Source organism: Rhodopseudomonas sp., assembly GCF_013377015.1.
Lineage (GTDB): Bacteria > Pseudomonadota > Alphaproteobacteria > Rhizobiales > Xanthobacteraceae > JARJEH01.
The window spans coordinates 526,227-540,349 of the sequence record NZ_JACABA010000001.1 but is presented as its reverse complement, the minus strand read 5'-3'; the positions used below and the strand labels follow the sequence as shown (position 1 = coordinate 540,349).

Sequence of the window (14,123 nt, the reverse complement as noted above, 5' to 3'; positions counted from 1 at the left end):
TAAGGCTAGGGCTGGCCCGGCCATAACGCAAGTGCTCGCATCGTGTTGTGCGCTGCACTACGTAGTCACTTTTGTAGTTCGGCCGGACTAACAACCTCGGAAACGAGCTCACTTCGTCCGCGTGACGTGGCCTATTTCTACAATCGCCACAGTGCCTTCCGATGCCGGCGTGTAGTTTCCGCGCAGCTTCTCAATGAAATCGTGGCTATCCCGAAAATTCGGCTGCATAATTTGTCTGCCTGCGGCGGATGCTTTGCGCGGCGATCCAGCTTCGGGTCAGGTGTGAAAATGCCAAAAACGAACGCGACCCCAGATTCTTTCGGCGACCGCGGGCCGCTCTTGCGATGGCTGGTCTTCACCGGTCTCTGTACTTTCGCTTTCGTCCTGCTGTGGCGCTTCGGACTGATCCGCCAGATGGTGGCGAGCGATCGAACCTATCTGTCTTCGCTGATCGGGCTGCTTTACGCTGCAGCATCAATGCATTGCCTGTGGCGGACGATCATGATCTCGCGCGAGGCCACGGCCGCTCGCCGCGGCGGCAAACTGATCGAAGCCGGATCCGGCAGCCTTGGCGTCGATGGCGACGCGATCGTGGTCGGGGGGGCAGGCAAACTTCCGCCCGGCCTGGTCGCCTCGCATATCCACGATCTTGCAGTCAAGGCGCGCTTGCAGGGCCCGCGACGTCTCGACCAGACCCTGCTGCTGCGCGGACTTGCCGGCCGGCTGCGCGGCTCCAATCAGTTCGGCAGCTTCGCCAGCGACACGCTGATGAAGCTCGGTCTGCTCGGCACCATCATCGGCTTCATCATGATGCTGGCGCCGATCGCCGGGCTCGACCCCGGTGACCGCGGCGCCATCCGATCCTCGATGAACCTGATGAGCGACGGCATGGCGGTCGCGATGTACACGACTCTGGCCGGGCTGGTCGGATCGATCCTCATCAAGATTCAATACTACATGCTCGACGATGCGACCGCGAAGCTGTTTGCCTATGCGGTCGCCCTGACCGAGGTTCGGGTCGTTTCGATCCTGGAAGCCCAGCCCGGGGCGGCGGAATGATCGACGAATTTGACCTCATGCCGCGCGATGAGCCGTTTGATCCGTTCGCGGTCATGCTGTTCAAGGCACTCCAGGTGCTCGCGTTCCTGTTTTTCATCGCGCTGCTCGCCATCGCGCCTGACGCCAAGGATGGCAAGATCGACAGCAAGGCCGAATTCCTCGTGACCATGACATGGCCCGACCAGCATCCGGACGACTTCGACATGTTTGTCCAGGACCCGCTCGGGAACATGGTTTGGTATCGCCGGCGCGAAGCCGGTTTCATGGTTCTCGATCGCGACGACCGCGGCGGCGCAAACGATTTCATTCTGGTCAACGGACACAAGGTTCTATCGCCGATCCGCCAGGAAATCGTCAGCATCCGGGGCATCGTCGCCGGCGAGTACACCGTCAACGTCTATCATTTTGTCGCAATGGGCCGCGAACCCGTACCGGTCTCGGTGAAAGTCGAAAAGCTCAACCCCACGGTTCAGGTGGTTCACTACGACACCATGATGCTGGAGCGAGCCGGCACCGAACGCACGGCGGTGCGGTTTTCGATTAACGACAGCGGCGCCATTATCGATGTCAACAGTCACGAGAAGTCGTTGCTGCAGACGCTGCGCAATCCGCGCCGCAACGCGGGCTGACGCTATGGAATTGCAGCGGGAAATTCTCGGACTGTCGATTGCGTATGTGCTGCTGGCGGCGCTGTTGCTGGTCGTCGCCTTGCGGGCTCGCGTTCCGTGGCCGCTCAAGGTCGCCGCGGTCGTCGTGACCAGCGGCTTCTATTGCCTGGCGTATTTCCGCATCGAAGGCCTGTCCGGCTGGTCATCGCCGACGCCATTACCGCCTCAGTTCCAGTTACTTTGGGGGCGGGTTGTCGATCCCAATCCGCTTGATCGTGACCCAGGCGCGGTGCATGTCTGGGTCGAGGCACTCGATGCAAGCAACCTGCCGAGCGGACAGCCCCGGGCCTATCGGCTGCCCTATTCTGCGGCGCTGGCCGGCAAGGTGGAAGCCGCCCGCGACGAAATCCTGAAAGGCCATCCGCAAGGCGGCCGCGCCGCCGATTTCGGCAGAGGCGACGGGATATCCGCGCCCGACGGTCCGTCCAATGTCGCAACCCTTCGCCCCGCGGCGGCGCCGGGCGGCGATCCAGCGAGCGGAGGTCCGCTCGACCTGGCGTTTCTGACGGGGGAATCCGGGAGCATCGAGTTCGCCCCGTTGCCGGCGCCAATTCTCCCCGCCAAAGACTTGCCCTGAACTGACGAAAGCGCCGTCGCAACATTCTCCGCCAATCAGGCCCCGCCGGGCTGGACGTAGCAGAAGACGTAACCGTTGCGGCTCAGGAAGACGATGCCGTGGCCGGTGGGATTCGACCTGTCCCATTTCAGTTTGTTGTTCGGGATTTCGATTTCCGAGCCAACGTCGATGTGGGGCCGGCCAAGCGGTTCGTCGGGCCGGTCGTCGGTGATGGTTGCGTAGGCCTTGCCATCCCTGACATGGATCTCGTCAGCCCAGTAGGCGTCGGCTTCGCCGCAACACGAGGCATTCGGAACGTCCGGCTGCATCAAGGCTTCGTACCATTGCCGAATGCCAGGATCCACGGCACCCCATTGACCGAGATCGCGCGCCGTCGCGCCCCCCGCTAAACAGCCGAAAACACAGAGAAAAAGCATGACCTGCTTCATCCACCTCGCTCCTTCGTGACCAGGGCGAGATAGTCAAAGCAATGATCATGCCGCGGTGCCGGTGACAGGGGCAGTCGCGACCACAGGCAGGCGCTTGCGAAGTCAACACGTGGGCGGCAATGCCCTGCACCGGTACACCGGGATGCGAGTGGCTCGTGTCGCGGTTGCGCAAAGCGAGCGCACGGCGGTCAGGACGCGTTCGTGGCCTGGCTGCTCTGCAGTGCCTTATGGATGGATGATGGAACAATCCCGAAATACTTGCGGAACATCCGGCTGAAATGTGACGAGCTCGAAAAGCCCCACGAGAATGCAACATCGGTGACTGTCTTGCCGGGCTGGGTCTCCAACTCCTGGCGGCAGTTCTGCAACCTTGCCTGCCAGATATAGTCGCTGACGGTCATTCCCCTGTCGCTGAACAGCATGTGCAAATAACGTTTGGTGCAGCCGAGCGCCATTGAGATCTGATCGATACAGAGGTCCGGGTCGCGCAAATGCTCGCGAATGAAACCCTGGGCGCGCACATACATCGCCTCCGGACCGACGCGGTCGAACATCATGTCAGCGTCGCGGAGCGGCAACAGCAGCAGATCAATCAGCGAGTCGGCAACGCCGATCGCGCTGCCGGGCGACAATTTGGTCGCCTCGTCGAGCGTGGCACGGACGAAATCATGCGCGATCCGGCCGGTGCCGGCGCGCGCCGAAAGCTTGCAGGCCGACATCCTTGCCGAGCGGAAGCCGCGTTCCCGCAACAGTTCCTTCGGCGCGATGACGACGTCGTGCCGCGTCAGCGACGGACTGACGATGGTATGCGGTGACGACACATCATAGGCCAGACAATCTCCGGGCATCAGGTCGATGTGGCGTCCGTCCTGCTCGAAATAGGAAATTCCGTGGGTCTGAAACAGGATCTTGATGTAGGGATGGTCAGTCAACCTTGCCCGGGAGACGGTGTGTGCTACCCGATGCTGGCTCACCTCAATCCGGCAGAGCTTCAGGCGGGAGACGGTAGCGTAGTTGATCCGCGCCTCAAGCGAGGACGCCTGCAACGGATCGATGTCGAAGTGGCCGCACAGATCCTCCAGTGCTTCGGTCCAACACTGAATCTGTTTCCTCGGCGCCAATCCGCAAGTGCTGAGTGAGCCGACTGTATCAGCCATTATCCAGCCACCGATTCGAGATCAGGACATGACTGCTGCCGCAGGACGGCCTCAGTCACGTGGAAAGCGATTACTAATTATTTAGAATAGTCCGTGGGCTGCGCAAGGTCCCCTGGCGCCACTGGATAATCCTCCGACTTAGTTTTCGCTTCGTCAAGCGGAACCTCAAGTTGAGCCTATCTGTCTGCGCTGCACTGCAACGTGGCGCATTCGGCGAAATTTCGTCGGAAGTCACAAAGTTGATCGGGTTTCGCTGTAGAGCAAGCGCCGTTCGCTCTTGGGCAAGCTTGCAACGATCGAACGCGCTACGGTTGGCTACGAACAAGAACGCAAAGTTGGGCCGTCTCGGCGTAACCCAAATTGTATAACTGGGAGGAGACCATTATGCGCAAGGTGCTATCTGCTACCTGTCTTGCCGCTATGGCGTCGTTCGCCACCGGCGCTTCCTATGCCAATGAAGAACTAACCAAGATGTCGCAGAACCCGAAAGATTGGGTGATTCCGGCAGGCGATTACGCCAGTACGCGCTACTCGAAGCTCAACCAGATCACCGCGGCCAACGTCGGCAAGCTGCAGGTCGCCTGGACGTTCTCGACCGGCGTGCTGCGCGGCCACGAAGGCGGGCCGCTGATCATCGGCAACATGATGTACGTCCACACGCCGTTTCCAAACAAGGTCTATGCTCTTGACCTGTCCGACGAGAACAAGATCGTCTGGAAGTACGAGCCCAAGCAGGATCCGAACGTCATCCCGGTGATGTGCTGCGACACAGTTAACCGCGGCGTGGCCTATGGCGACGGCAAAATCTTCCTGCATCAAGCCGACACCACGCTGGTTGCGCTCGACGCCAAGACCGGCAAGGTCGCATGGTCGGTGAAGAACGGGGATCCCGGCAAGGGCGCCACCGGCACCTCGGCACCGCTGGTGGTCAAGGACAAGGTGCTGGTCGGCATCTCCGGCGGCGAGTTCGGCGTGCAAGCCCATATGACCGCCTATGACATCAAGACCGGCAAATTGGCCTGGCGCGGCTTTTCGGAAGGACCGGACGACCAGATCCTGGTCGATCCCGAGAAGACCACCGCGCTCGGCAAACCGATCGGCAAGGATTCCAGCCTGAAGACCTGGCAGGGCGATCAATGGAAGATCGGCGGCGGCGCCACCTGGGGCTGGATCTCCTACGATCCGGAGCTGAACCTGGTCTATTACGGCTCCGGCAATCCTTCGACCTGGAATCCGAAGCAGCGACCGGGCGACAATAAATGGTCGATGACCATTTGGGCGCGCAACCCGGATACCGGCGTTGCCAAATGGGTCTATCAGATGACGCCCCATGACGAATGGGACTATGACGGCGTCAACGAAATGATCCTGAGCAATCAGAATATCAATGGTGCCGATCGCAAGCTGCTGACTCATTTCGACCGCAACGGCATCGGCTACACGCTCGATCGCGCCACCGGCGAATTGCTGGTGGCCGAGAAGTACGATCCCAAGGTCAACTGGACCAGCGGCGTCGATATGGACAAGAACTCTCCGAACTATGGCCGTCCGAAGGTCGTCGAGCAGTACTCGACCGACAAGGGCGGCGAAGATCACAACGTCAAGGGAGTTTGCCCGGCCGCGCTCGGCACCAAGGACGAGCAGCCCGCGGCCTATTCGCCGGATACGCAACTGTTCTACGTTCCGACCAACCACGTCTGCATGGACTACGAACCCTTCAAGGTGAGCTATACCGCCGGCCAGCCCTATGTCGGGGCGACGCTGTCGATGTATCCGCCCGCGGGTGAAACCCACATGGGCAACTTCGTTGCTTGGGACGGCAAGACCGGAAAGATCGTCTGGTCCAACAAGGAACAGTTCTCGGTCTGGTCGGGGGCGCTCGCCACCGCTGGCGGTGTGGTGTTCTACGGAACGCTCGAAGGCTACCTCAAGGCGGTCGATGCCAAGTCGGGCAAGGAACTTTACAAGTTCAAGACGCCGTCCGGCATCATCGGCAACGTCACGACTTATGAGAACGGCGGACGGCAATATGTCGCGGTGCTGTCCGGCGTCGGCGGTTGGGCCGGTATCGGTCTTGCCGCCGGCCTCACCGATCCGACCGCCGGCCTCGGCGCCGTCGGTGGTTACGCCGCACTGAGCAACTACACCTCGCTCGGCGGAAGCCTCACGGTCTTCGCCCTGCCGCAGTGACCTGATTGGGCCACGTTCCGGCGCATGGAACCGCTCCATGCGCCGGTCCGTTCGTCACTGAAAAAATCTCGAGGAAACGCTCTTGCAGAAATTCCGTTATGTGTGTGCTGCGATCTTGATCGTGGCATCCGGGCAGCTTGCCTTCGCCGAACCCGCTGCCGATTCAACGCCGGGCAAGTCCGTCGACGGCAAGTACCTCGACAGGGAAGGTACTCCGACCTACAAGGTCTCGGCCGATGGCACCGTCGATTGGTACACCTATTCGGGCTACCGACGCTATCACTCGGAATGCCACGTCTGCCACGGCCCTGACGGGATGGGCTCGACCTATGCACCCTCACTGAAGGACTCGCTCAAGACGATGAGCTACGGCGACTTCCTTGGCGTCGTCGCCAGCGGTCGCAAGAATGTCACCTCGTCTCAAGAGAACGTCATGCCGTCCTTCGGCGACAATACCAACGTCGTCTGCTACATCGACGATATCTACATCTATCTCCGCGCCCGCGCCAACGACGCGGTGGGGCGAACACGCCCCGGCAAACACGAAGACAAACCCGAGGCCTTTACTCAGGCCGAAAACGCCTGCATGGGGAAACCCGAATGAGGTCGCGCGGGTGCCGTGATACGTTGCAGTCTTAGATCGACAAGGGTGCCAGAATGAAGAGCCGTGCCGCAGTTGCGTTCGAGGCCAAGAAGCCACTCGAGATCGTCGAGGTCGATCTCGAAGGACCAAAGCAGGGAGAGGTGCTGGTCGAAATCAAGGCCACCGGCATCTGCCACACCGACGCCTATACGCTGGACGGCTTCGACAGCGAGGGGATCTTCCCCTCGATTCTCGGCCACGAAGGCGCCGGTATCGTTCGCGAGGTCGGACCGGGTGTCACCTCGGTGAAGCCGGGCGACCATGTGATCCCGCTTTACACCCCGGAATGCCGGCAGTGCAAAAGCTGCCTCAGCCAGAAAACCAATCTCTGCACCGCTATTCGCGCCACCCAGGGCAAGGGAGTGATGCCGGACGGCACCAGCCGCTTCAGCTACAAGGGCCAGCCGATCTACCACTACATGGGCTGCTCGACGTTTTCGAACTTCACCGTGCTGCCGGAAATCGCGGTGGCGAAGATTCGCAACGACGCGCCATTCGACAAGAGCTGCTACATCGGCTGCGGCGTCACCACCGGCGTCGGCGCCGTGGTCAACACCGCCAAGGTAACGCCTGGCGCCAACGTCGTGGTGTTCGGTCTCGGCGGCATCGGGCTCAACGTGATCCAGGGCGCCCGAATGGTCGGGGCCGACAAGATCATCGGCGTCGACATCAACGACGGCAAAGAAGAGTGGGGCCGCCGCTTCGGCATGACGCATTTCGTCAATCCGACGAAGGTCGACGGCGACATCGTCCAGCACCTGGTTCAGCTCACCGACGGCGGCGCCGACTACACCTTCGATTGCACCGGCAACACCACGGTGATGCGCCAGGCGCTGGAAGCCTGCCATCGCGGCTGGGGCGTCTCGGTGGTGATCGGAGTCGCGGAATCCGGCAAGGAAATCTCCACGCGCCCGTTCCAACTGGTGACCGGGCGGGTCTGGAAAGGCACCGCGTTCGGCGGCGCGCGCGGCCGCACCGACGTGCCGAAGATCGTCGACTGGTACATGAACGGCAAGATCGAGATCGATCCGATGATCACTCACGTCCTCAAGCTCGAGGAGATCAACAAGGGGTTCGATCTGATGCACGAGGGCCTATCGATCCGGTCGGTCGTCGTGTTCTGAAATCAAAAACGTCCCACAATCGGAGGAGAGGCCCATGACTGTTCATATCCACCCATCGGTCGACAGCGGCGTCAAGAAGGGCTCCGGCAGCTTTGCTGGCGGGACCCTAGTCTGCAAGTGCAAGGACAAGCCGGTCAAGGTCGCCATCAAGGGCGACGTTGCCCATAATCACGCTTGCGGCTGCACGAAATGCTGGAAGCCCGATGGCGCAACTTTTTCGGTGGTTGCCGTCGTGCCGCGCGAAAATCTCTCGGTGACTGAAAACGGTGACAAACTGCAGATTGTCGATGCATCGGCGGCAATCCAGCGACATGCCTGCAAGGTCTGCGGCACGCACATGTACGGCCGCATCGAGAACAAGGCACACCCGTTCTATGGCCTCGACTTCATCCACCCCGAATTGTTCCAGGAGGCCGGCTCGGAAGCGCCGGGTTTCGCGGCGTTCGTTTCGTCGGTGATCGAGTCCGGGGTCAAACCGGCCGATATGGGCGGCATCAGGTCTCGTCTGAAGGAACTCGGCCTCGAGCCCTACGACTGTCTGTCGCCGGCCTTGATGGATGCGATCGCCACCCATGTGGCGAAATCCAAGGCCGCCTGATCCGCAACAGCGCTCCGCCTGCTGGCGGTGGCCGACTCCGCCAGCAGGCCGCGATTACCGTTGCCATCGCACAGTACAATATCAATTCGTCACGACCCAGGACGGGACAACGGGTCCTTTTGATTTGGAAGAAAAAAGTCGTCGCTGCGGTTCCTTCGCGACCGGCATCGGCGGCGTCGAGCGCCTTGGTGACTATTGCCTGGTCGATGTCGCAACGCTCGATGGCCATGGTCTCTTTCCGCTCGGTCCGTACAACCTTGCGCACAACCAGACTGCCGTTCTTGGCGAGGGGAGAGTTGCGTCAGGATGGATCTTAGGGGCAAAATGCCGCAAAAGTGGCTAATTTCGACTGGCGGAAACCGTTTGACCTTGGAACACCGACATCATGATCCTGGGGGCTGGGGTTAGAGTCCGTCTCCCGTTACCAAAAATTCTGCAAATATCTGATTGTAATCATAAAATTTCAATAACGGGCGCTCTTGTCGGCGCCGGCCGGATGCGCTCGAATTCCGATTTGGTGATATCGGCGAGTTCTCGACCTGGCTTCAAGGTGGAGGCCGATTGGCTGGACGAGGCTCCGGAATGCCTGCCAACTACAAAGTTGAGTGGATCAATCCGCCGAGCAGAAGCGCCCTCGGAGCGCCGGCCGCCTTTCATTTGGAGCACTGTTGACGAAGCAGCTTCGGCGTCGCGACTTTCCCCGATTTCGGGGCCGCACAAAGCCTGTCGCATCAATATCTGGCCAGCGGTCGTCGCAAACGGGCGAGAGTTGCCGTCGGTTGGCGTCAGCATGCGGCCTTGATCGCGAGCGAAGCTTCTACTTATAAGAGGACTCGTCGCGAGACACACGCGTGATGCGGGCCATGCCAAATCTGGATGGCGGATCGCAACGCCAGCCCGGATCTCATGCGCTTCTCTTTCATCCACGCCGCCGATCTTCACATAGACAGCCCGCTCTCCGGGCTGGGCCTGAAGGATAAGGCCGTGGCCGAGCGCTTCGCGCAGGCGGGCCGGCGCGCGGTGGAAGCGTTGATCGCTGAAACCATCGCCAACAAAGCGGCGTTCCTGATCATTGCCGGCGACATTTTCGACGGCGACTGGAAGGACGTCACCACCGGATTGTTCTTCGTTCGCGCCATCAGTGCGCTGCACCGCGCGGGTATTCCAGTATTTATAGTCAAGGGCAATCACGACGCGGCGAGCGTGATGTCGCGCGAACTGCCCTATCCCGAGACGGTGACGGTGTTTCGCTCCAGCAAGGCGGAAACCCACACGCTCGATGCCCATCAGGTTGCGCTGCATGGCCGCAGCTTTCCGCATCGGCTCACCGCCGAATTCGTCGAGAGCTATCCCAAGCGCCGCGACGGCTGGCTCAATATCGGGGTGCTGCACACCTCGCTCGACGGAACGCGCGGCCACGAGGGCTACGCGCCGTGCAGCATCGAGGATCTGAAGCGGTTCGGCTATGATTACTGGGCGCTCGGTCACGTCCACGCCGCCGAGATCGTCAGCCGCGATCCGTGGATCGTCTATCCCGGCAATCTGCAGGGCCGCAGCGTGCGCGAGACCGGCGCCAAGGGTGCGATGCGGGTGACGGTGGACGACGGCCGCATCGTCGAGGTGACGCCGCTGGCACTGGACGGCGCGCGCTGGACGCAGCTGTCGGTCGATGTCGCCGGCGTCGTCGACGAGGCCGAGGTGGTGGTACTGATCGGGGCCGCGTTGGCCGAGGCCCAGGCGGCCAGCGAGGGCCGGCCGCTGGCCGCACGGGTGACGCTGGTTGGCGTGACGCCGCTGCACAATCATCTGGTCGCCCGGCGCGAGGCGTTGCAGGACGACGTCCGCGCCAGCGGCTTTCAGTTGTCAGCCGATTGCTGGGTCGAACAGCTCAAGGTGAAGACCACTCTGCCGCCGCGGCCGCTCGCTGCTTTGGCGGCAGCCGATGCGCTCGATGTCGATCGCTTGGTGGCGGAGGCGGCCAGCGATCCGGACTTCGCTGCGGTACTTGCCGAACTCACCGAAGCGATCAAGGCCAAGATGCCGAAAGACCTGCACGACGAATTCGCACGATCCGATGTCCTGACCACGTTGGCCGATGACGCACGCGCGCTGCTCGCCGGAGACCTGTCGTGAGGATCGAGCGACTCGTGTTCGAGCGCTACGGCCTGTTTACGGACAAGGCATTGGCCTTCGCGCCCGACGCCGCGCTGCATATCGTGCTCGGCGCCAACGAAGCAGGCAAGACTTCGGCATTGGCGGCGATCGGCGACCTGCTGTTCGGCTTCGGCGGCCGCACCGAATATGATTTCCGGCATGACACCAAGATTCTGCGAATCGGCGGCAGCTTCCGCCATTCCGACGGCCGCGTCGTTACCGCGCGGCGTCGCAAGGGCAACAAGAACACCCTGGTCGATGCCGACGACCAGCCATTGCCGGACGACCTGCTGGCGCCGCTGTTGGCCGGGTTGTCGCGCGACGCCTTCAGCCGCGAATTCGGTCTGACCGCGCAGGCGCTGCGCGAGGGCGGCCACGAACTGCTCACCGCCGGCGGCCGGCTAGCAGAGACGCTGGCGGCGAGTTCGGCCGGCATGGCGGCATTGTCGCGGACCAGGCAGCGGCTGCAGGACGAGGCCGACGAATTGTTCACGCCGCGCAAATCCGCCGGCAAGCCGTTTTATGTGGCGCTCGAGCGCCGCGACGACGCCGACCGCGCGCTGCGCGACGCCATCGTTACCCGCGAGGCGATTGCGCAGGCAGAGACGGCGGTTGAAGAGGCGCGACAGCAGCTCGATCAGCTCAGCGATGCGCATCGGGACGCCGGCGTGACGCTGGCGTTGTGGCAGCGGACGCTGCGGGTGCGCTCGCATCTGGCGCGGCTCGAGGGCATCGGCGCCGAACTGGCCACGCTTGCCGATCTGCCAGAGGTGCCGGCGCACGCGCTGGCGGAATGGCGCGCCGCGCTTGACGCCGATGCCGGGCTCGCGCGCGACATCGCCGCGCTCGACGCGGCGGCCGCCGCCGATGCCGCCGATATCGCCGCGATGGCGGTCGATGAGACGCTGCTGTCGCAAGGCTCGGCGATCGATGCGCTGCGCGAGCGGCTCGGCGCCGTGCGCAAGGCGCTGGAGGATTTGCCGCGCCGCCGCCAGGCCCGCGATCTGGCCGAGGGCGCGCTTGACGCCGCCGCGCATCGGCTCGGGCTGTCGTCGCACGCGCAATTGCTGGCGCGGCGGCCGACCGACCCAGCGCAGGCGCAGGCGCGCGAACTGATCGAGCTAACGAAGCGCGCCGGGCAGGCGATCGCCGAGGCCGAGGCGCGTCAGGCGCGCGCACAGCAGGAACATGACGCGTTCGCGGCCGAAGAGAGTCATGCGGTTGCGGTGGTCGATATCGAGCAGCTGCGGCAGCGCTTCGATGCGCTGGGCGACATTCCGGCGCAGGCGGACCGGCTGCGCCGCGACAGCACGGCGCTCGCCGTCGAGACGAGCGCACTGGCGGCCGCTGCGGCGTCGCTCGACCCTTCGCCGGGCGCACTGGACCAGCTGCGAGCGTTACCGCTGCCGGATCATACGGCGATCGCGAAATTCGCGCACGCCACGGAACTCAGCGACGCCGACGCAACGCGGCTCGCCGAGGCGGTCGCCACACAGGATGAGGCCATCGTTGCCACCGAGGCCGAGTTGGCGCGGCTGTCCAGCGACGGAATTGTGCCGAGCCGCGCGGACCTGTCCCGCGCGCGCCGCGAACGTGATGAGCAGCTCAATGGATTGCGCGTGGCCCTGGATGGCGATCCCGGGATGCGTGTGCGGCGTTTCGACGAGGTGGTGCGGTCGTCGCAGGCGATCGATCGCGTCACCGACCTGCTGCTGACTGATACCGAGCGCGCCACCCGCCATGACGACGCGCGGCAGCGCCTCGCGGCCTATCGGGACGAACGCGATCGCATCGCCGCCAAGCTCGCCGGATTGCAGGCCAGGCTTGCCGAGGTTGACATCGCGTGGAGAAACACCTGGGCCGCGTCGGGCCTGACGCCGCGTGGCCCGGCGGAGATGCTGCGCTGGCGCGAACGGTTCGACGATATTCTGGCGCGGCTCGGCAGGCGCGACGCCGAGCAGGCCGGCATTGATGCGTTGGCGGCAAACCTGGACTCCGGCAAGGCCGCGGTGCTCTCGTTCCTTGATAGCACCGGCCGCGTGCCCGATCGCAGCCTGGCGCCGGACCTGCTGTTTCGCGAGGCCAAAGCGCGGTTCGAGGAATTGCAGGCGGCCTGGGCCGAGGCCAAGGCGCGATCGGTGGCCGAAAAGCGCATCGAGCGCGACCTGACCGAGGCAACGTCGGCACGCGAAATCGCGCAAGCCACGCTCGACCGCGCGCACGAAGCCTGGCCCGCGGCGATGACCGGGATCGGCCTGTCGGGCGAAGCGACGTCGGTTCAGGCCGAGGCGGCGCTTTCGGTGTGGCATACGGTGGCGGTGCCGAAGGCGAGCTTCGAAGGCGAGGGTCACCGGGTGGCGACCATCGAATCCGACCTGATCGCGTTCGATCGCGACGTTTTCGCCGTAGTCGATCGGGTGGCGCCACAACTCCGAAGTCAGTCGGCGCAAGATGCGGTGGCGCGGCTTGCGGAGCAACTGGCGGCCGCGCGTCGCGACAGCGAGACCTGCCGGCGGCTGCGCGAGGCCGCCGTCAAGCGCGCCGCCAGCCGCGACGCGCTGGTGGCGAAACGCGCCGCAACTGAGGCGGTGCTGGACGACGCCTGCCGCGTTCTTGGGGTGGCTGGAATCGCGGAACTGGCGGAGCCGCTCGAGCGCACCAGCGCGCGGCATCGTTACGAGACCGATCGGGCCGGCCTCCGCCGCGATCTGTACGCAATCGCCGACGGCCGCGACGAAGCCGCGCTGCGGCAGGAGCGCGATGGGCTCGATCTCGACCGGCTGCCCGGCGACATCGATCGGCAAACGCTTGCACAGGCGCAATTGCTCAAGGATATCGCCGAGGCTTCCGCGCTCCATCATCAGGCGCAGGGCGAATTCAACACGTTGGTGAAGGGTCGTGACGCGGCGGCTCAGGCCGCGGAACGCGCCGATGCCGGTGCCGAGCTGCTGTCGATCGCCGAGCGCTGGCTGCTGCGCGCGGCGGCGTCGCGGCTCGCCGCCCGGGCGATCGAGCGCCATCGCGCGATGGTGCAGGATCCGCTGATCGCACGCGCCAGCGCGCTGTTCGCAATGGCAACCGGCGACGCCTTCAGCGGCCTCGGCATCGCCTATGGCGACGACGATCAGCCTGTGCTGGTGGCGCAGCGCGGCGACGGCGACCGTTTGCCGGTCGCGGGTCTCAGCGAAGGCACGCGCGATCAGTTGTTTCTGGCGCTGCGGCTGGCGCTGCTGGAACGCCGCAGCTCCGAACCGATGCCGTTCATCGGCGACGACCTGCTGACCAGCTTCGACGACAATCGCACGCTGGCCACGCTGCGGCTGCTGGCCGACGCCGGCCGCCGGCACCAGATCGTACTATTCACGCATCATCGGCATGTCGTCGAGCTGGCGAAGTCGGTGCAGGGCCACGCGATCGATCTGATTGAGCTGTGAGGACCGCGGTCGGCGCCGGTCCTCCGAATTCTTGGGCCGTTGCCAGCGCAACGACACAAAGGATACCTATGTTGAGGACCAGACCCAGCGC

Annotated in this window: 12 protein-coding genes; 9 read left to right on the top strand and 3 right to left on the bottom strand. The window is 63.5% G+C overall.

The features are described 5' to 3' along the window. Positions 1 to 288: 288 nt before the first annotated feature. The 3 genes from HXX15_RS02595 (at position 289) to HXX15_RS02585 (ending at position 2,304) form a co-directional block, all read left to right on the top strand. The gene (locus HXX15_RS02595; RefSeq protein ID WP_296512334.1) at positions 289 to 1,059 is read left to right on the top strand and encodes a MotA/TolQ/ExbB proton channel family protein; all 771 of its coding nucleotides are present in this window, start codon (positions 289 to 291) and stop codon (positions 1,057 to 1,059) included. After that, a complete protein-coding gene (locus tag HXX15_RS02590) occupies positions 1,056 to 1,688 on the top strand; it encodes a hypothetical protein (protein WP_296512332.1) in 633 nt (210 codons plus the stop codon). The genes HXX15_RS02595 and HXX15_RS02590 overlap by 4 nt, the downstream gene beginning before the upstream one ends. A gap of 64 nt (positions 1,689 to 1,752) precedes the next feature. Then, a complete protein-coding gene (locus HXX15_RS02585; RefSeq protein WP_296512329.1) occupies positions 1,753 to 2,304 on the top strand; it encodes a hypothetical protein in 552 nt (183 codons plus the stop codon). Positions 2,305 to 2,339: 35 nt separating this feature from the next. On the opposite strand, the gene HXX15_RS02580 is transcribed toward HXX15_RS02585, so the two are convergent. Next, a complete protein-coding gene (locus HXX15_RS02580; RefSeq protein WP_296512327.1) occupies positions 2,340 to 2,732 on the bottom strand; it encodes a hypothetical protein in 393 nt (130 codons plus the stop codon). A gap of 188 nt (positions 2,733 to 2,920) precedes the next feature. Further along, positions 2,921 to 3,889: a helix-turn-helix domain-containing protein gene (locus HXX15_RS02575; protein ID WP_296512326.1), complete on the bottom strand. Its 969-nt coding sequence runs from the start codon at positions 3,887 to 3,889 to the stop codon at positions 2,921 to 2,923. Between the two features lie 384 nt (positions 3,890 to 4,273). On the opposite strand from HXX15_RS02575, the gene xoxF5 reads away from it, so the two are divergent. The 4 genes from xoxF5 (at position 4,274) to gfa (ending at position 8,444) form a co-directional block, all read left to right on the top strand. Beyond that, positions 4,274 to 6,079, top strand: coding sequence for a lanthanide-dependent methanol dehydrogenase XoxF5 (gene xoxF5 / locus HXX15_RS02570; RefSeq protein WP_296512324.1), 1,806 nt, complete (start codon positions 4,274 to 4,276; stop codon positions 6,077 to 6,079). A gap of 121 nt (positions 6,080 to 6,200) precedes the next feature. Further along, positions 6,201 to 6,683, top strand: a complete 483-nt coding sequence (locus HXX15_RS02565) for a c-type cytochrome, methanol metabolism-related (protein WP_296514780.1) — start codon at positions 6,201 to 6,203, stop codon at positions 6,681 to 6,683. Between the two features lie 53 nt (positions 6,684 to 6,736). Then, positions 6,737 to 7,846 (top strand): S-(hydroxymethyl)glutathione dehydrogenase/class III alcohol dehydrogenase, encoded by a 1,110-nt coding sequence (locus HXX15_RS02560; RefSeq protein ID WP_296512322.1) that lies wholly within the window; start codon positions 6,737 to 6,739, stop codon positions 7,844 to 7,846. Between the two features lie 34 nt (positions 7,847 to 7,880). After that, positions 7,881 to 8,444, top strand: a complete 564-nt coding sequence (gfa, locus tag HXX15_RS02555; RefSeq protein ID WP_296512320.1) for an S-(hydroxymethyl)glutathione synthase — start codon at positions 7,881 to 7,883, stop codon at positions 8,442 to 8,444. 453 nt (positions 8,445 to 8,897) lie between these two features. Here gfa and HXX15_RS02550 read toward each other — a convergent pair whose 3' ends face one another. Further along, a complete protein-coding gene (locus HXX15_RS02550) occupies positions 8,898 to 9,236 on the bottom strand; it encodes a hypothetical protein (RefSeq protein ID WP_296512317.1) in 339 nt (112 codons plus the stop codon). A gap of 114 nt (positions 9,237 to 9,350) precedes the next feature. Between HXX15_RS02550 and HXX15_RS02545 the strand changes: the two genes are divergently transcribed. Together HXX15_RS02545 and HXX15_RS02540 are read left to right on the top strand one after the other, a co-directional pair. Further along, positions 9,351 to 10,577 (top strand): DNA repair exonuclease, encoded by a 1,227-nt coding sequence (locus tag HXX15_RS02545; protein WP_296512313.1) that lies wholly within the window; start codon positions 9,351 to 9,353, stop codon positions 10,575 to 10,577. Continuing rightward, a complete protein-coding gene (locus HXX15_RS02540; protein ID WP_296512310.1) occupies positions 10,574 to 14,032 on the top strand; it encodes a YhaN family protein in 3,459 nt (1,152 codons plus the stop codon). The genes HXX15_RS02545 and HXX15_RS02540 overlap by 4 nt, the downstream gene beginning before the upstream one ends. The last annotated feature ends 91 nt before the right edge of the window (positions 14,033 to 14,123 follow it).